This is a genomic window from Methylobacterium sp. WL9, assembly GCF_008040035.1.
GTDB classification, from domain to species: Bacteria; Pseudomonadota; Alphaproteobacteria; order Rhizobiales; family Beijerinckiaceae; genus Methylobacterium; species Methylobacterium thuringiense.
Genome location: NZ_VRVE01000026.1, coordinates 15,045 through 33,022 on the forward strand (window position 1 = coordinate 15,045; position 17,978 = coordinate 33,022).

At 67.7% G+C, this 17,978-nt stretch carries 16 protein-coding genes; 8 read left to right on the plus strand and 8 right to left on the minus strand.

Annotated features, from left to right (window positions below):
• The first annotated feature begins 52 nt into the window (after positions 1-52).
• Positions 53-625 (plus strand): TetR/AcrR family transcriptional regulator, encoded by a 573-nt coding sequence (locus FV217_RS10415; RefSeq protein WP_147817117.1) that lies wholly within the window; start codon positions 53-55, stop codon positions 623-625.
• Between the two features lie 110 nt (positions 626-735).
• Here the strand turns inward: FV217_RS10415 and FV217_RS10420 are convergent, their stop codons facing one another.
• From FV217_RS10420 to FV217_RS10440, 5 genes are all read right to left on the minus strand, one after another.
• The gene (locus tag FV217_RS10420; protein WP_147817118.1) at positions 736-1,293 is read right to left on the minus strand and encodes a type II toxin-antitoxin system VapC family toxin; all 558 of its coding nucleotides are present in this window, start codon (positions 1,291-1,293) and stop codon (positions 736-738) included.
• 4 nt (positions 1,294-1,297) lie between these two features.
• On the minus strand, positions 1,298-1,615 hold the full coding sequence (locus tag FV217_RS10425; protein WP_238232201.1) for a hypothetical protein: 318 nt from the start codon (positions 1,613-1,615) through the stop codon (positions 1,298-1,300).
• A gap of 92 nt (positions 1,616-1,707) precedes the next feature.
• Positions 1,708-3,249 carry an efflux transporter outer membrane subunit gene (locus tag FV217_RS10430; RefSeq protein ID WP_147817119.1) on the minus strand — a complete coding sequence of 514 codons (1,542 nt, stop codon included), beginning with the start codon at positions 3,247-3,249 and terminating at the stop codon, positions 1,708-1,710.
• Positions 3,250-3,382: 133 nt separating this feature from the next.
• The gene (locus tag FV217_RS10435; protein ID WP_147817120.1) at positions 3,383-6,538 is read right to left on the minus strand and encodes a CusA/CzcA family heavy metal efflux RND transporter; all 3,156 of its coding nucleotides are present in this window, start codon (positions 6,536-6,538) and stop codon (positions 3,383-3,385) included.
• 21 nt (positions 6,539-6,559) lie between these two features.
• Positions 6,560-7,921: an efflux RND transporter periplasmic adaptor subunit gene (locus tag FV217_RS10440; RefSeq protein ID WP_246682759.1), complete on the minus strand. Its 1,362-nt coding sequence runs from the start codon at positions 7,919-7,921 to the stop codon at positions 6,560-6,562.
• 431 nt (positions 7,922-8,352) lie between these two features.
• On the opposite strand from FV217_RS10440, the gene FV217_RS10445 reads away from it, so the two are divergent.
• Both FV217_RS10445 and FV217_RS10450 read left to right on the plus strand, forming a co-directional pair.
• Positions 8,353-9,336 (plus strand): GTP-binding protein, encoded by a 984-nt coding sequence (locus FV217_RS10445; RefSeq protein WP_147817121.1) that lies wholly within the window; start codon positions 8,353-8,355, stop codon positions 9,334-9,336.
• A 176-nt stretch (positions 9,337-9,512) separates the two neighbouring features.
• Positions 9,513-9,743, plus strand: coding sequence for a hypothetical protein (locus tag FV217_RS10450; RefSeq protein WP_147817122.1), 231 nt, complete (start codon positions 9,513-9,515; stop codon positions 9,741-9,743).
• A gap of 120 nt (positions 9,744-9,863) precedes the next feature.
• Here the strand turns inward: FV217_RS10450 and FV217_RS10455 are convergent, their stop codons facing one another.
• On the minus strand, positions 9,864-10,079 hold the full coding sequence (locus FV217_RS10455; RefSeq protein ID WP_147817123.1) for a hypothetical protein: 216 nt from the start codon (positions 10,077-10,079) through the stop codon (positions 9,864-9,866).
• A gap of 106 nt (positions 10,080-10,185) precedes the next feature.
• Complete coding sequence (locus tag FV217_RS10460) at positions 10,186-11,100, minus strand: class I SAM-dependent methyltransferase (RefSeq protein WP_187272516.1); 915 nt, start codon at positions 11,098-11,100, stop codon at positions 10,186-10,188.
• 176 nt (positions 11,101-11,276) lie between these two features.
• On the opposite strand from FV217_RS10460, the gene FV217_RS10465 reads away from it, so the two are divergent.
• A complete protein-coding gene (locus tag FV217_RS10465) occupies positions 11,277-12,023 on the plus strand; it encodes a CDP-diacylglycerol diphosphatase (RefSeq protein ID WP_147817125.1) in 747 nt (248 codons plus the stop codon).
• A gap of 32 nt (positions 12,024-12,055) precedes the next feature.
• Here FV217_RS10465 and FV217_RS10470 read toward each other — a convergent pair whose 3' ends face one another.
• Positions 12,056-12,247: a hypothetical protein gene (locus tag FV217_RS10470; protein ID WP_147817126.1), complete on the minus strand. Its 192-nt coding sequence runs from the start codon at positions 12,245-12,247 to the stop codon at positions 12,056-12,058.
• A 200-nt stretch (positions 12,248-12,447) separates the two neighbouring features.
• Between FV217_RS10470 and FV217_RS10475 the strand changes: the two genes are divergently transcribed.
• The 4 genes from FV217_RS10475 to FV217_RS10490 all read left to right on the plus strand — a co-directional run bounded on the left by FV217_RS10475 (position 12,448) and on the right by FV217_RS10490 (position 17,954).
• Entirely contained in the window at positions 12,448-12,732 is a 285-nt protein-coding gene (locus tag FV217_RS10475; protein ID WP_147817127.1) for a type II toxin-antitoxin system RelE/ParE family toxin, read from the plus strand.
• A gap of 32 nt (positions 12,733-12,764) precedes the next feature.
• Positions 12,765-13,085, plus strand: a complete 321-nt coding sequence (locus FV217_RS10480) for a HigA family addiction module antitoxin (RefSeq protein ID WP_147817128.1) — start codon at positions 12,765-12,767, stop codon at positions 13,083-13,085.
• Positions 13,086-13,215: 130 nt separating this feature from the next.
• The gene (locus FV217_RS10485; RefSeq protein WP_147817129.1) at positions 13,216-14,508 is read left to right on the plus strand and encodes an O-antigen ligase family protein; all 1,293 of its coding nucleotides are present in this window, start codon (positions 13,216-13,218) and stop codon (positions 14,506-14,508) included.
• Between the two features lie 92 nt (positions 14,509-14,600).
• Complete coding sequence (locus tag FV217_RS10490; protein WP_147817142.1) at positions 14,601-17,954, plus strand: PAS domain-containing protein; 3,354 nt, start codon at positions 14,601-14,603, stop codon at positions 17,952-17,954.
• Positions 17,955-17,978 lie beyond the last annotated feature (24 nt).

A 17,978-nucleotide genomic window follows, 5' to 3' on the forward strand; every position in this document is an offset into this window, starting at 1 on the left:
TGGTCGGCAAGATCTACAATCAAGCGCGCTTGATGAACACGGACGGCAGACGATGAGGGACACACGCAGCGAATTGCTGATGCAGGCCGAGACCCTGGTGCGGGGCCGCGGCTATTCCGGTTTCAGCTATGCCGATCTCGCGGACGCCGTCGGCATCCGCAAGGCGAGCATCCACCATCATTTCCGCACGAAGGAAGACCTCGCCGTCGCCCTCGTCGCCGCCTACGACGCGCGCTACGACGAGGCGCTGGCCGCGATCCTCGACGAGACCGCGGATGGCCTCTCGCGGATCGAGGCCTATGGCCGGCTCTACCTCAGCGGCGTCGAGACGGGCCTCGGCTGCCTCTGCGCGGCGCTGGCCGTCGAACTCGACACGCTGCCCGAGGCGGTGCGGACGGATGTCGCCCGCTTCTTCGACAAGCACATCGCCTGGCTGGAGCATGTCTTGGCCGAGGGCGTCGCCGACGGCAGCATCCGCGCGAGCGTCGACCCGGCCGCGTCCGCGCGGATGGTCGTCGCCACGCTGGAGGGGGCGCTGCTGCTGGAACGGTTGCTGGCGGGCGCGAAGGGTTTCGGGAATACGTTGACGGCGCTGGGTGAGAGCTTGCGGCCCGCGCGAGGCTAGAGCCGTATCCGATCCGATTGCATCGGCTCGGCGTCTCTAAGGTTTTGTTTTGCCGCGCTTTCTTTCGACCAACCGGTATCCACTTGGTCGGAAAGCGCTCTAATTCCCGCTCAGCGGTAGAACAGTACGCGCCCGCGCGGTCGTAACTGCAGCAAGACATCGAAATCGCGGACGCTGCGGGTGAGGACGGTCAGGCCGAGCCTCATGGCTTGTACGAACAGCGTGCAGTCGTGAAGCGCCCGCATCCGGTCGTCCTTGGCGTAGCCCTGTGTCCGGCAGAGAATTCCAGCGTAGATCGCTGCCACGGCCAGGGTGTCGAGATCGGGCGTGAAGAGACGATGCGGTGGCATCGCGTCCACGGCCGTCTTGATCGCAGCGATGGCCGTTTTGCTGCGCGGGTCGCCCGGATCGAGTACACCGACGGTCTGGAGCAACTCTTGCACGGCGACGGCGCTGTGGTTCACGACCCTGATGGCGATCAAGTGGTCGAGCACCTGAGGCGTCCTGCCCTGCATCTGGTCGATGTAGACGCAGGTATCGAGCAGCAGCCCATTCCCTGCCTCGACCCGCGCCCCGACGAAGGGCAGCGCTTCGTCGGGGCGCCGGCTGAGCGTGGACTTCGGATCGTGCCGACGTACGCGTGCGGACGTCTCGAAGCGGAAGGCCATGCCCCTAGACGTCGAGGTCCAGGTCGGCGGGCACCGTGCCGCGCAACTCGCGAAATACGCGCGCAAAATCGTCTTCGACTGCCACGTTCGCCAGTGCGAATTCCACGAGTTCGGTGTCGGATTGTAGCCCGGTCCGCATCTTCGCGCGTTCGATGAGCGCGGGCGAGACGCGCCCCGATATGCGACCGCCCTTGCCGGCGGTCAGGCCACTCTCGCTGGCGCGCGTCAGGACCGCCGCGATGCGATCTCGGTTGCCGCCGGGCGAGGCGCCGTCATTGGATGCCGCCTGATCGATGGTCGCCGTCTTCGATTTTCCTGCCATGGTCGAATGCCTACCCATCACGCTATGCGCGAGGAGTGTTCAACAAAATCTATTTTCTGGCAACGCCGAAAGAGGGTCTACCCTCTGATCCTTCATAGGAATGGCGCCGGATCGTTGTCCTTACGCGGCGGCTTCACATCCACCCGGTTCCACCAGCCGCCGCCAAGCGCCTGGAACAGCGCGACCGTATCCGAATACTGGTTGGCGCGGGCCGTGGCCGAGGTCACTAGGGCGGAGAGATAGGCCTGCTGGCCGATCAGGAGCTGGGCGCTGTTGATGGCACCGGCCTCGAACTGCTTGCGAATGAGGGCCGTGCTGTCGCCGGTGGCCTTCTCGGCGGCCGTGGCGGCGGCGACGGCGTCCGCGTCGGATTGCAGGGCGCGCAGCACGTCGGCGACGTTCTGGAAGGCGGTGAGCACGACCTGGCGGTACTGGGCCTGGGCGAGGTTCAGCCCCTCTTCGGCGGCCTGCTGGCGACGGAACAGCGTGCCGGCGTCGAAGAGTGGCTGCGCTACGGACCCAACCACGCTGTAGAAGAACGCGGTGGAGCTCGCGAGCTGGGCGATCCGCACCGCGCTCGATCCGCCGGCGGCGGTGATGTTAAACTGCGGCAGCCGGTTGGCGACCGCCACGCCCACGCCGGCGCTCGCCTGCTGGACCTGCGCCTCGGCCGCCTTCACGTCCGGCCGCTGCTGCACCAGCATGGAGGGCAGGCTGACGGGTAGCTTCGTCGGCAGGTGAAGCGCGTTCAGAGCGAACGTCTCCGAGACCTCGTCGCTCGGTAGGCGGCCGACCAGGGCGGTGAGGAGGTTGCGCTGCTGCGCCAGCGCCTTCTCCAGCGGCGGCAGAAGCTGTTGCGAGACCGAGAGCTGGGCCTGCTGCTGGAGCACGTCGGCCCCGGCGATCTGCCCGAGGGACAGCTGCTTGTTGTAGAGGTTGAGCACCTCGGTCTGGGCCGCGATGACCTTCTTGGTGGCGTCGATCTGGGCGCGCAGCGACGCTTCCTGGATCGCGGCGAGCACGACGTTGGTGGTCAGCGTCAGGTAGGCGGCTTCCAGCTGGAAGCGCTGGTTCTCGGCCTGGGCCTCGAGGGCCTCGACCTGCCGTCGGTTGCCGCCGAACACGTCCGGCACGAAGGCGACCTGCACCTGCGGCGTGAACAGGCTGTAGGTCAGCTGGCGCTGGTCGTTCAGTGGGCTCTGCAACTCGCCGCCCGGCGCCCGCTGCTGCGAGGCGAGGCCGTTGAAGCCGACCTGCGGGAACAGCGTGCCGCGCTGCGCCTCGGTGTTCAGGCGCGCCATGCGGAGCGCGGCCTGGGCCGCGTCGAGGGACGGGTTGTTGGCGAGCGCTTCGGTGACGAGGCGGTTCAGCGCCTTTGAGCGAAACAGCGTCCACCACTGGCCCGAGACGTCGGCGCCCTTGACGAAGTCCTGGTCGGCCGAGCCGCCCTGGCGCGTGGTCAGGCCGCTTGCGGCGCGGGGATCGCGCAGGGGTTCCTTGGTGTAGCCGGCGACTGCGGGGTCGGCCGGCGCCATGAAATCCGGGCCGACGGCGCAGCCGCCGAGGCCCGCGGCCAGCGCCAGGACGGCCACGGTCGAGCGCAGGCGCTTCGAGATCTGTGTGGCTGCCGTCATGCCCCCGTCCGGCGATCCGCACCGTGTATTCGCACTGCACAGGCGCTCGCCGGGAGGTGGAGTCAACGCGAAGCTTCGCGCACGCACGACCCTTTCGTCAGGCTGTTGCCGGTGCATCACGGGGCGTGTCCGATCAGGCCGCGACTGCATGCCGGTGAGCGCCCTGCCCCGCGGCCATCGGCTGGGGGCGCCGGCGCGAAAACAGGGAGATCAGGACCGGCACGACGACGAGGATCAGGTTCGGCGCCAGCGTGATTCCGCCGACGACGACGAGGGCGAGCGGCTTCTGCACCTGCGAGCCGATCCCGGTCGAGACCGCCGCCGGCAGCAGCCCGACGCAGGCTGCGACGCAGGTCATCATGACGGGCCGCATGCGGATGTTGGCCGCGTTCCAGACCGCGTCCTTGCGCGTCTGCCCCTCCTCGATCAGCTGGTTGTAGTAGGCGAGCAGGATCACGCCCTCCATCGTCGAGATGCCGAAGAGCGCGATGAAGCCGATCGCCGCCGAGATCGAGAACGGCGTGCCCGTGAACACCAGGGCGAAGATGCCGCCGATCATCGCCATCGGGATCACGCTGAGGGTGAGCAGCATGTCCACGACGGAGGCGAAGTTGACGTAGAGCAGCAGGGCGATCAGCGCGAGGGTGATCGGCACCACCACGGACAGGCGGGCCACGGCGTCCTGCAGGTTGGTGAACTGCCCGACCCATTCCAGGTGGTAGCCGGCCGGAAGCTCGACCTCGCGGGCGACGCGTTCCTGCGCCTCGATCACGGCGCTGCCGAGGTCGCGCCCGCGCACCGAGAATTTCACCGGGATGTAGCGCTCCTGATCCTCGCGGTAGATGAAGGCCGCGCCCGAGACGAGGTCGACGCTCGCGATCTCCGAGAGCGGCACCTGCACCACGGTGTCGTTCGGGGCGTTGGCGCCGATGGTGATGTTGCGGATGGTCTCCAGCGAGCGGCGGTACTCGGGCGCGAGGCGCACGCGCATCGGAAAATGCCGGTCCGAGCCGTACTCGTAGAGGTCGCCCGCCGCCTGTCCGCCGATCGCGGCCTGGACGGTGGTGTTCACGTCGCCGGGCGAGAGCCCGAACCGCGCCGCCTTGCGACGGTCGACGTCGATGCGCACCGTCGGCTGTCCGAGCGAGGTGAAGACCGCGAGGTCTTCGACGCCCGGAACGGTGGCGAGCACCGCCTTGACCTTGTTGGCGGCCTTGGTGATCTCCTCGAGGTCGCTGCCGTAGATCTTGACCGAGTTCTCGCCCTTCACGCCCGAGGCCGCCTCCTGGACGTTGTCCTCGATGTATTGGGAGAAGTTGAACTCGATCCCGGGGAAATCGGCTGCGAACTTGGCCTGCAGGTCGGCGATGATCTCTTCCTTGCTGACGCCCTTGCGCCAGTCGTCGATGGGCTTCAGCGGCGCCAGGATCTCGACGTTGAAGAAGCCGGTGGCGTCGGTGCCGTCGCTCGGGCGGCCCTGGTGCGAGAGCACGGTGACGACCTCGGGCACCTCGCGCACGATGCCGCGGATCTTCTCAACATAGGCGTTGCCGGCCTCCAGCGAGATTGAACCGGGCATGGTGCCGCGGATGTAGAGGTTGCCCTCCTCAAGCTTCGGCAGAAATTCGAGGCCCAGCGTCTTGCCGGCGATGCCGGCCGCCGCCAGCACCGCGATCATGATGCCGAGCGCCATCACCTTGTGGGTCAGGGCGAGGCGCAGGATGATGACGTGGCCGAAGCGCATGGCCCGGACGATCAGCGTGTCGCGCTCCTCGACGTGCTTCGGCAGGATCAGCGCGGCCAGCGCCGGCGACACCGTGAATGTCGCGAGCAGGCCGCCGATCAGGGCGTAGGCGTAGGTCTTGGCCATCGGCCCGAAGATGTGGCCCTCGACGCCGGTCAGCGTGAAGAGCGGCAGGAAGCCGACGATGATGATCGTCGCCGAGAAGAAGATCGCCCGGTTCACCTCGGCTCCGGCGATGCCGATGATGCCGAGACGCCCGGTGAGCCCCCCCGGCGCCGTCTGGCCCTCGCTGTGCTCGGGTTCGGCCACGTGCCGGAAGACGTTCTCGACCATGATCACGGTCGCGTCGACGATCAGCCCGAAATCGATGGCCCCGAGGGAGAGCAGGTTCGCGGAATCGCCGCGGATGACGAGGATGGCGATGGCGAAGCCCAGCGCGAAGGGGATCGTCGCCGCGACGATGATCGCGCTGCGGAGCGAGCCGAGAAACAGCCACTGCACCACGAAGACGAGCACCACGCCGAAGACGAGGTTGTGCATCACCGTGTGGGTCGTGGTCTCGATCAGCCCGCTGCGGTCGTAGATCCGCTCGATCTTCACCCCCGGCGGCAGGATCGTCGAGGAATTGATCCGCTCGATCTCGGCCTCGACCCGGCGCAGCGTCGGCAGGCTCTCGCCGCCGCGGCTCATCAGGACGATGCCCTCGACGATGTCGCTCTGGCCGTCATGGCCGACGATGCCGAGGCGCGGCGCGCTGGACACGCGCACGTCCGCCACGTGGCGCACCAGCACCGGCACGCCCTTGACCTGCGTGAGCATGGTCTCGCGGATGTCGTCCATGTCGCGGATCAGGCCGACGCCGCGCACCACGGCCGATTGCTCGCCGACGTTCAGCGTCTGACCGCCGACGTTGATGCTCGAATTGTTGAGCGCGGTGATCACCTGGACCAGCGTCAGGCCGTAGGCCTGTAGCCGGTTGAGGTCGACCGCGATCTCGTATTCCTTGGCCTTGCCGCCGAAGGCGGTGACGTCGACGACGCCGGGGATCGCCTTGAAGCGGCGCTGCAGCACCCAGTCCTGCAGCGTCTTGAGGTCGGTCGGGGTGAAACCCTTCGGGCCGGTCACCTTGTAGCGCATGATCTCGCCGACCGGGCTGGTCGGTGAGATCTGCGGCTGTGCGTTGTTCGGTAGCGCCGGCAATTGCGACAGGCGGTTCAGCACCCGCTGCAGCGCCTCCTGGTAGGTGAATTCGTAGTTGAACTGCACCTTCACGTCGGAGAGGCCGAACAGCGAGATCGTCCGCACCACCGTTGCGTTGGGGATGCCGGCGAGCTGCACCTCCAGCGGAATCGTGATGTAGCGCTCGATCTCGTCGGCCGATTGCCCAGGCACCTGCGTGATGACGTCGACGAGCGGCGGCACCGGGTCGGGATAGGCCTCGATGTTGAGCTGCAGATAGCTCGCGTAGCCGATCCCGAGGGTCATCAGGAACAGCAGGAAGACGAGGACGCGCTGCTTGAGGGAGAAGACGATCAGACTGTTCATGGTGCGCCCTCGGTCCGATCGTCAGGACGCGTTGCTGCCGGTCGCTGCGCGGTCGATGAAGATGGCGCCTCGTGTGACGACCTCCTCCCCGGTCTTGAGGCCCTCGACCACCTGCACGTTGTCGCCGTTGGTCAGGCCGAGCCGGACGTCCCGCGCCTCGATCGCGCCGTCCGCCCGGGACACCCAGACATGCGCCTTGTCGCCCTCGTAGACGACGGCCGCGCTCGGCACGCTCGGCGAGAACCGCTCGCCGCCGGTGACGATGGTGAAGTTCGCGAACATCTCGGGCTTGAGCGAGCGGTCGGGGTTGTCGAGCTCGCTGCGCACGCTGAGGCGCCGCGTCGCCGCGTCGAGGCTGGTGGCGATGTAGCTGATCTTGGCCCGGAAGATCGTGCGCGGGAAGCCGACGACGCGGGCGTCGATCTCCTGGCCGATGCGGATCTTCGGCACCTCGCTCTCGCGGACGTTGGCGATGAGCCAGACGGTGGAGAGGTCGCCGATCACGAAAAGCGGGTCGCCGGAGGACGAGATGTACTGGCCGACGCCGACCTTGCGCTGGACGATGGTGCCGGCGATCGGCGCGCGCACCTCGGTCTCGGCGGTCATGCGGCCGGCCTTCTCGAAGGCCGCGATCTCCTCGTCGGTCTTGCCGAGCAGGCGCAGCCTGTTGCGCCCGGCCTGCAGCGTCGCCTCGGCGGTCTTGAGGTCGCTCTGCGCGGCGATGACGTCGTTCTGCGCGGATTCGTAGTCCTTCAGCGCGGTGGCGCGGGCCTTGAACAGTTCTTCCTGGCGCCCGGCGATGTTCTGCTCGAGCTTGAACAGGGCCTGAGCCTTGTTCAAGCCGTTGAGGGCACCCTGGTAGTCGTTCTGGGCCTGGACCATGTCGCTTGCCTCGATGGTCAGGAGGACCTGGCCGGCCTTCACGTCGTCGCCGGCCCGCGCCAGCACCTTGGTCACGCGGCCCGAATAGGGCGAGGTGACGGGCACGTTGTCGTCCTCGTTGACCGCGATGCGGCCCTCCGCCGAGTATTCCGGCCGGAAGGTGATGGCCGCGACCGGCTTGATCTCCAGCGCGGTGCGCTGCTCCTTGGTCGGACGGAAGACGCGCTCGCCCGCGGCGGCGTCCTTCTTGACCTTCGCCGTCTCGGCGGTGTCGTCCTTGGGCTCGCTCTTGCCGGGCATTATGCCCTGCGCGAAGGCGACGGCCTTCTCGGCCAGGTCTCGCACCGGCTGCGGCCAGATCGCCACGGCGGCGACGAGCACGACGACGACCGACAGCAGAAGTACGAGGCTCAGCATCGTGCGGCGGGGCCGCTCGCGCGTCTCCTCGAACATGTCCCGGGCGGAATCCGCTTCGGGCTCAATGGGTGTGCGCGCGTCCATTCGGTCTCAGGCTCAAGCTCACGGTGCCGCGGGTGTCGTCGATCGTGCGCGAATCAGCGAAGCGAACCACACCGAGCGATGCACAGAACCACTTGTTCCGGCTTCTATAAGGCAAGGTCCGCGGCATCTTTCGAAGGCCCGGCGAAAGCCGTTCCATAGGGGTTGCACTGCCAAGCTTGAGCTGCGCTGGCAAGGGCAGGCCGAGCAAGGGCAGGCGGGACATGGCGAGACGCTGCGGCGAGCGCTCCATGCGTTCGATGCGGGATGCCTTCTATCCGGCGTCCGATGACACAATATGACGGTCCGCTAAGTGTCCTCATGAAACTCCCGCCGCGCCGTCACGGCCGGCGGAGAGACTCCCTTCGATCGGGAGTTTCGTGAGGTGCACGCGGTCATCCACCGTCCGCCCGCCAACAGCCCGACGAGCCACCATGTCCGACACCGCGCGCCCCGCCTCCGACAAGATCCCCGTCACCGTGCTCACCGGCTATCTCGGCGCCGGCAAGACCACGCTGCTGAACCGGATCCTCACCGAGAACCACGGCAAGCGCTATGCCGTGATCGTCAACGAGTTCGGTGAGATCGGCATCGACAACGACCTCGTCATCGGCGCCGACGAGGAGGTGTTCGAGATGAACAACGGCTGCGTCTGCTGCACCGTGCGCGGCGACCTGATCCGGATCATGGACGGGCTGGTGAAGCGGCGCGGCAAGTTCGACGCGATCATCGTCGAGACCACGGGGCTGGCCGACCCGGCCCCCGTCGCCCAGACCTTCTTCATCGACGAGGATGTCGGCGGGGCCGCACGCCTCGACGCCGTTGTGACCGTGGCCGACGCCAAGTGGCTCGCCGACCGGCTCAAGGACGCGCCGGAGGCCAAAAACCAGATCGCCTTCGCGGACGTGATCCTGTTGAACAAGGCCGACCTCGTGGAGCCCGCCGATCTCGACCGCGTCGAGGGCCTGATCCGCGCGATCAACCCCTATGCCAAGGTCCACCGCACCAGCCGCTGCGACGTGCCCCTCGACCAGGTGCTCGACCGCAACGCCTTCGACCTGTCGCGCATCCTCGACATCGAGCCCGACTTCCTCGAGGAGGGCCACCACCATCACCACGATGACGACATGCAGTCGGTCTCGGCAAAGATCGACGGGCCGGTGGATCCGGAAAAATTCATGCCGTGGATTTCGACCCTGACCCAGGTCCAGGGGCCGGATATCCTGCGCTGCAAGGGCATCGTGGCCTTCCCCGACGAGCCGCAGCGCTTCGTGTTCCAGGGTGTCCATCAGATCCTCGACGGGGATCTCCAGGGACCGTGGAAGGACGGCGAGGCGCGCGTGTCGCGCGTCGTCTTCATCGGGCGCAAGCTCGACCCGGAGGCGATCCGCGAAGGGTTTCTGTCCTGCAAGGCCTGAGATGAGGCCGGCGGCCGGGCGCCGGCGCGGTCGGCGGCTTAGCTCGGCAAGGGGTAAACCGCGCATGGCGGCTGCGGCGTCGCCGTCGTCGGAAACCGCCAATCCGACGGTTGACCGAACCATCGGCCTCATGGCGTGTTCTTCTTTCGTTCTAATTCGAGTCGAAGGACAGGTTCATGCCGACGAACGCGCCAACCGGACGGGAGGCACAGCCTTCCTGTCCGATCGAGACCATCGTCTGCGCCTATCTCGAGACTGCCCAGGGCGATGCCGGGTTGGCCCTGCGTTGCGCCGTCACCGACGCGCTCTCCGACCTGATGGAGGGCGAACGCCGTGCACGGGAACGCAGCCGGCTCATCTCGCGCGGCTTCGTGCGCGGGCGGCTGGACGATGGCGATCCGGTCTGACGTCCTCGCCCTGCAACCGATCTCCCGACCCTGAGGCCGATGCCGTCCCTATTTGCGAAAAAGCCGCCGTCTGCCCCTGCGAGGCGGTACGGCGGCTTGGACTCGATCGTTCGGCAAGGTTCAGCGCGGCGCGAACGGGCTCGGGTCGGAGCTCCGGGGCGCTTCGTCCTCCTCAGAGGTCTTGTCGGTCTTCGGCGGCGGCTTCTGGCTGTCGACCGGCTTGCTGGACGGGTCGCCCTGGCCGGGCCGGTCCCGATCCGGCGTGTCGCGGCCGACCTTCTCGTCGTGCTCCTCGATCAGGCTCGTTGCTGCGTCGCGGTCGCGTTCGCGGTCCATCGATGATCTCCCTCTGCGTGTCACGAACGGCGAACGCGGCCATTTGTTTCGCTGCGCGGCACATCGCCCGCGAAGCGCCGGCCCGTCGATGCCGTCGTCCGCCCGATCAGAGCTTCTGCAGGATCAGCACGTCCTGCATGTTTCCGTAGCTTCGCTCCTTGAATCCGAGCACCGCGCAGTCGGCCCGCCGTTCGATCCGCCGCAGCAGCCAGGACGGCGACGAGAACGATCCGCCGTAGCTCTGCTTGTAGAGGGACGAATGGATCGGCGTCGCAAAGTATCCGAAGCCGTCCTTCCGGAATTGCTCGACGATCGCCTTTTCGGGATCGAAGTTCGTTTTGATCTTCGCCTTCGTATCCTCGATGTGCCGAATGAACTCGAATTGCTTCGCCTTGAATTCCGGGAACGACGGCGAACGGACGACCTCGGCGGCATTGTTGCGGCCATGCGTGGTCAGCACGGCGATACCGCCCCGGGACAGGGCCTTGATGAAGAAGTCGAGGGCGCGCTCGAATAGCTTCCGATCGAAATGCGTCAGCAGCGAACCGACGAAGACGAGATCGAAGCTTCGGTTCGGGCTACCCCGGAAATCATGCGGGAAGGCGAAGGGTGTCGCGGCGAACTGCTTGACCACGGCTTCCTGCTTCGCCGCATCGATGTCGGCGACGTGGATGTCCGCATCGGGGAAGAATTGCGCGAGATGGCGCGTCACTCGTCCGCCGCCGCAGGGCAGGTCGAGGATCGTGTCGAACTGCGTGCGGCCGGACAGGATCATCGCCTCGGCGATGACGCGCAGGGCCGATTCCCCGATTTGCCGGTATGCGGCGTCGCCGCCGGGCTGCTCGGCCAGCATGTCGTCGTGCTCCGTCACGGCCGGGTCGACCGTGGCGCTGCGATACCGGCGCCAGCGCTCGGCCACCCGTTCGAGGGTCGCTAGCGGATCGCCCCAGACGCCGGCTTCGGCCCGGTCCCAGACGTGAACGGTGTGGCCGTCGGCCAACCTCCGCAACTTGGACAGCATCCGTTTTTCCCGCTTCCTGCTTTTCCGGGCCGGAGGGAGACAGCCCGGCGTTGAAATGTCCAGGGCTCCGCGTGCAGCCGGGTGTGCCGGCCGTACTTGCATTGGGATCGAAGCCGGCGGGCCGTTTCGCCGTGGGTGACCTATGCGCGGGCCGGCCCTGCGCGGTACACGGATCCATGCGCGCCGCCCTCGCCTCGCTCGTCCTGCTCGCCGCCGCCAGCGCGGCCGCCGCCGGGGTGACGCGCGACACGTTGTGGGTGGTGACGCGGACCTGCGTCGCGGCGCAATCCACCTTCGGAAAGCCCTTCCCCTGCCTCCGGGTCGACCCCGGCAGCTCCGAGAAACCCGGTTTCGCGGTACTGAAGGCGCCGCTCCTGAAGACCGAGGTCGTGGTGATGCCGACCGCCAAGGTCGTCGGCCTCGAAGAGGCGTCCCTGCGCGGCCCGGCGGGCGCCGCCTATTGGGGCGCGGCGATGGAGGCCCGCTTCCATGTCACTGACGCCCTGAAGGGTCGTCTCGACCTGCGTGACGTGGCGATGGCGGTGAATTCGCGGGGCGGCCGGTCGCAGGACCAGCTGCACATCCACCTCGACTGCGTTCGGCCGGCGGTGCGCGCGGCGCTCCACGCCAATGCCGGGACCTTCACCGGCGAGTGGCGGCCGCTGCCCTTCCCGCTCGAAGACGAGCGCTATTATGGCAGGCTGGTCCCTGCGGCATCCCTCGACGGCCTCAACCCGTTCGCGGAACTCGCGCGGCTGCCGGGGCCGCACGACCTGCGGCGCACGAGCTTCGCCATGGTCGTCACGGCGGCGGACGATCCGGTCCAAGGCGCCTTTCTCCTCGCCTATCGGGCAGGCGACAGCCACACCGAGTGGCTGCTCGATCATCACTGCACGATGGCCGACGAGACGGCGGTACGGTAGGCCGACGTCCCGCGACGGGCGGGGGGGCCGGCTTAGCGGCGGACCGACGCCGTCTTCCGCTTCACGCGCCGCCTGCGCTTCGGCTTGGCGCCGGCGACGGCCTTCGTCATCTCACTGACCGCCGCGCGCTGCTGCGCCCGGACGGCATTGGCGGCGTGGCCCATCCACCAGCCGGCGGCCTGGTTGGCGGAAGAGAGCCAGAAGCTCATCACGGGATTCTTCATGCGGCCTCCTAAAGAGGGGCAACGCCCGAGATGTTCGGACGTCCCAAGGATTCTCGGGAAACGCCCTTGGGTTCAGCTCTCCGCAAAGTATCGCACTGCCGGCCTGTTGCCGCCCTGTCGATCACGAAGTGATACAAATTCTTGACGGATATGTCTCACTCAGTGATACTGCGCATGTTCGGGTCATTGGGTGCGCGACGTTGCCGATCCAGGGCTTTATCGATCCGGTGACGGAAGCGGTATTTCGTGGCCGGCATCCGAAAGGCTTCCCAGCCAATCTTCTCAAGACGGCTCGGCGCAAGCTGAGGATGGTCCATGCAGCTGGCGAACTGGCCGATCTCAAGGAACCGCCGGGTAACAGGCTCCATCCGTTGAAGGATGATCGCGCCGGACAGCATGCCATCTGGATCAACGACCAGTTCCGGGTTTGCTTCCGCTGGACCGCACTCGGACCGGCCGACGTGGAGATCGTCGATTATCACTAGCGGGTAACGTCCAGCTCAAGAGGAGTCCCGTGATGGGCATCGCGTACGAGACTGACAAAATCCTGCCGCCGCTGCACCCTGGCGAAGTGCTGCGTGAGGAATTTCTGATCCCTCTCGGTCTGTCGGCCGGCGTGGTCGCGCGCGCCTGCGGCGTGCCCCGCACACGGATCGAGCGCGTTGCCGCGGAAGGCATCGGCATCACCACCGATACGGCGCTTCGGCTTGGACGGTACTTCGGCACCACGCCGCAATTCTGGCTCAACCTCCAACAAAGCTTCGAGATGGATACCCTGGCCCGCGAGATCGGCCCTGAGATCGACCGCATCCAGCCCTTGCGCCGGGCGGCTGCCTGACGCCGGTTCCTCGGCGTCTTTCATGAATCTCAACCATTCGATGATTGTATCGGAGCCTGTACGGGACCGCGCGTGAGCGGGACGGCGTTCCGGGTGTTGCGTCGGGCGGATAAGCGGAGTGCGTCGAGCCATGCCGTCCACGGCCGCCGCCCTGCCCTCGCGCGACAGCGCGGGCGCCTGGGCCGAGATCCCGGTCGTCGCGGCCCTCACGGGGTTCGCGAAGGTCTTGCTCGCGGCGTTCATCTTCTTCGCCTGCTTCGCTTTCTCCGACGTCGCGCCCTACGACGTCGTCGCCTTCCCGACGATGGCGCTGTGGTTCGCGCTCGGCATCCGGCTGCATCGTGGCGTGATGCCCCTGTTCGGTCTGCTGCTGCTCTACCTCGTGGCGATCGGCACCAGCCTGATGCCGTATCTGGCCGAGCCGTTCCCGGTCACCTGGACGATCCAGCTCGTCTATCTCGTGCTCACCGGCATCTTCTTCGCCATGCTGTTCTCCGACGACACCGAGAACCGCATGGATCTCGCGCTCAAGGCCTACACGGCGAGCTGCGTCTTCTCGGCCTTCCTCGGCATCGTCGGCTACCTGCAGGTGCTCGGCATCGAGGACCTCTTCTACAAGTACGGCCGCGCGTCGGGCACCTTCCAGGATCCGAACGTGTTCGGCTCGTTCCTGACGCTCGGCGCGCTCTACCTGATGCATGCCCTCCTCACCGGCACGACCCGGCGGCCGCTGCTGTCGTTCGTGGGGCTGCTGATCATCCTCACGGGCATCTTCCTGTCCTTCTCCCGCGGCTCCTGGGGCGGGACGGTGGTGGCGACCGGGCTGATGGTCCTCACGGTGTACCGCACCAGCGATTCGGCCCGGCTGCGCCGACGCATCGTGACCCTGACCCTCGTCACCGTCGCGCTCGGGATCGTCGCGGTGATCGGGCTGCTCTCGGTCGACCACGTCGCCAAGATGTTCGAGAGCCGCGCCTCGGTGACGCAGGACTACGACGAGGGCGAGACCGGGCGCTTCGGCAACCAGCTGCGCGGCATCGCCATGCTGCTCGAACGACCCTTCGGCATGGGCCCGATGCATTGGCGGCTGATCTTCCAGCTGGAGCCGCACAATTCCTATATCGGAAGCTTCGCCAACGGCGGCTGGTTCGGCGGCGCAGTCTTCATCGTACTCGTCCTGGCGACGGCGCATGTCGGCTTCAGGCTGACGACCTGCCGGACGCCGCTGCGTGCCCACGCGCAGGTGGTCTGGCCGGCGCTGCTGATGTTCTTCCTGCAGGCGATGCAGATCGACATCGAGAAATGGCGCCACGTCTACATGATGCTGGGCATGGTCTGGGGTATGGAGGCCGCCCGATTGCTTTGGCTCGCCCGCAACGCGCGCGCTCCACAGACCGAATCTGGGCCATTAACGACGCGTTAATCATCGTTAATTACCGATCCCGTTAACGGCTGCGCGCGCAGACACGGAACGTGCGTCGGGTGCGCGATGCCGGGAGCCCTCATCAGGTGACTATGTCTGCGTTCGGAGAAGCGGATCGTCTCGCCGCACTCCGCGGCCTGCATATCCTCGACACGCCGCCGGAAGAGCATTTCGAGGCCGTCTGCCGCACGGCCAAGCGCCTGTTCTCCGTGCCGGCGGCCTTCGTGTCGCTGGTCGAATCCGACCGGCAATGGCTCAAGACCGCCTGCCCGCTGATGCCGCAGAATCTGCCGCGCTCGGAGGCCTTCTGCGACCACACGATCCGCAGCGACGCCGTCTTCGTCGTCTCCGACGCCAGCCGGGATCCACGCTTCGCGGCAAGCGATCTGGTGGCCGGCGCGGCCAATCTCCGCTTCTATGCCGGCGCTCCGTTGATCCTGCGCTCGGGCATCCGGGTGGGCGCCCTCTGCCTCGTCGACACGACGCCGCGTGCCTTCTCCGATGACGACGCGGCGGCCCTGCGCGACCTCGCCGAAATCGTCGTCGCCCACCTGCACCTGCAGGAGGCCAACGCCCTGCGCGAGCACGAAGCCGCGGCCCGCACGGCCCGCGAACAGGTGATCGAGGCCCAGGCGTCCCAGCTCCGCATCCGGGAGGCCGCCCTCGGCGATGCCAACCGGCTGCTGACGCTGGCCGAGAGCATGGCGCATGTCGGCCATTGGCGGGTCGCCCTCTCCGACGGCAGGCCGGTCTGGTCCGACGGGACCTACGGCATCCTCGGCCTCGAGCCGGGCTCGCCGGTGCCCTTGCTCGGCAGCGCGCTGACCGAGGTCTACCATCCGGACGACCGCGCGCATGTCTCCGCCATCGTTCAGAATGCCATGCAGGCCGGTACCGGCTACGCCTACGAGGCGCGGGTCCTGCGTCCCGACGGAGAGATCCGCGACGTCACGGTGAGCGGGATCTGCGAGACCGGGCCGGAGGGGAACGTCACCGGACTGTTCGGCACCGTCCTCGACATCACCGAGCGCAAGGCCGCGGAAGCGGCGCTGGCCCGCAGCGAGGCGCGCTATCGGATTCTCGCCGAGGCGTTGCCGCTCCTGGTCTGGGCCGCGCGCACCGTGGACGGTACGGCGACCTACGCCAATACCTGGTTCAACGAGTATTACGGCCCAATCGGCCGCGAGCGGTCCGACCGCCGCGACCGTGCCCATCCCGACGACGCCGAGCGCCTCGATGCGGCCTGGCGGCAGGCACGGACCGACGGCACGCCGTTCAACGTCGAGGTGCGGCTGCGCCGGCACGACGGCGTCTACCGCTGGCACCGGATCGTGATGATCCCGATCGCGCCGTCGGATGACGGGGCGGCGGCGGAATGGCTCGGCACGGCGCTCGACGTCGACGACATCATCACGACGCAGAGGCGTCTCCAGGAGACCGGCGACCTCCTGCGCCTCGCCCAGGAAGCCGCCGACGCGGGGGCGTGGGACTACGACATGCTGACGGGGGTCGTCGCCCTCGACCGCGAGCACCAGCGGCTCTACGGCCTGCCCGACGACGGCCCGGTCGCGATGCCGGCCGCGGCCTGGACGGGCATGGTCCATCCCGACGACCGCAGCATCGTCTGGGACTCGGTTCGCCGGGCCGTCGATCTGCGCGAGGATTACGTTGCCGAGTACCGGATCGTCGCCGGCGTGTCCGAGCGCTGGATGCATGTCTGCGGCCGCGCGCTCTACGACGCCGCCGGCCGGCCGACCCGCATGGTCGGCCTGAGTTTCGATGTGACCGAACGCAAGCGCGCGGAAGCCGCGCTCCAGGCGGCGACGGCGGCGGCGGAGGCGGCCCGTGCCGAGGCCGAGCGCGCCAGCGAGGCCAAGAGCGATTTTCTCGCGGCCATGAGCCACGAGATCCGTACGCCGTTGAACGGCATCCTCGGCTACGCGGACCTGCTCCTCGAAGCCCAGCGACACACGCCGGAGGATCGCCGCCGGCTGGAACTGATTCAGGGCTCGGGCGCGGCGCTGCTGACGGTCGTCAACGACATCCTCGACTTCTCGAAGATCGAGGCGGGCCAGCTCGAACTCGATCCGATCGCCTTTCCGCTGCACGGGCTCGTCGACAACACGGTCTCGATCGTGCGCGGCAGCGCCCTCAAGAGCCCGCTCGCGATCGAATGCCGGATCGATCCGGCCCTGCCGGATTTCGTGTTCGGCGATGCCAACCGCCTGCGGCAGGTACTGCTCAACCTCCTGAACAACGCGATGAAGTTCACGCCGACCGGCTCGGTGACGCTCGCGGTCACGCACGAGGGCCAACGCATCCTGCCGACGGGCGAGACGGCGGAGGCGATGCGCTTCACGGTCACCGATACCGGCATCGGCATCGCCCCGGAGCAGTTGGAGCGGCTGTTCAAGCGCTTCAGCCAGGTCGACGGTTCGATCAGCCGACGCTTCGGCGGCTCCGGCCTCGGGCTCGCCATCTGCCGGCATCTGCTGACGATGATGGGCGGCGAGATCGGCGTCGAGAGCGAGGCCGGCATCGGCTCGACCTTCTGGTTCACCCTGGCTTTGCCGCGGCGCGAGGGCGTGCCGGATCTCGCCGACGCCGCCGTGTGCCCCGTCGCCACTGCGGCCGTACCCGAGAGCGAGGACGGCGAGCCCCGGGTACACCTACTCCTCGTCGAGGACGTGCGGATCAACCAGGAGCTCGCTCGCGCGGTTCTGGAGGTCAAGGGTTACCGGGTCGACGTCGTGGACGACGGTGCCGACGCGGTCGCCCGGGTCCGGGCCGCGGCGAACGGATCGGATCCCTACGACCTCGTCCTGATGGACGTGCAGATGCCCGGCATGGACGGCCTGACGGCGACACGCCTGATCCGCACCATGCCCGGCCATGCCGGCCAGGTGCCGATCGTCGCGATGACGGCGAACGTGCTGCCACGGCAGATCGACGATCTGCAGGATGCCGGCATGAACGACCATGTCGGGAAGCCGTTCAAGCGGCCGGAGCTCTACGCGGCCATCGATCTCTGGGTCGGCCGCGAGCGCGCCCGGCGCCGCGACCAGGCGGCTCCGGCCACGCTGCATCCGGAGGAGACCGAGCGCGGCGAGACGATCCTCGATGCGGACGCCTTCGCCAGCATCCGGGACCGCATGGGGCCGGAGCGGACGCAATCGCTGCTGATGCTGCTCGAGGCCGAATTGCGCGCCCGCTTCGCGGCGATGGACCTGGGCAGGCAGGCGGAGGTCGACAGGGACCAGCTCGCACACGATGCGCATGCCATGATCTCGGCGGCCGGCATCCTCGGCTTCGCCGGCCTCTCGGCGCTCTGCCGCGAGGTCGAGACCGCCTGCCATGCCGGCGACGATCTCGGTCCCCTGATCCGCCGCCTCACAGCTTTGCGCGGCGGCACGATCCGGACGATCCAGGCGCTTCGCGCGGCCTAGAACGCTCTCCGACCGGGGGGATGC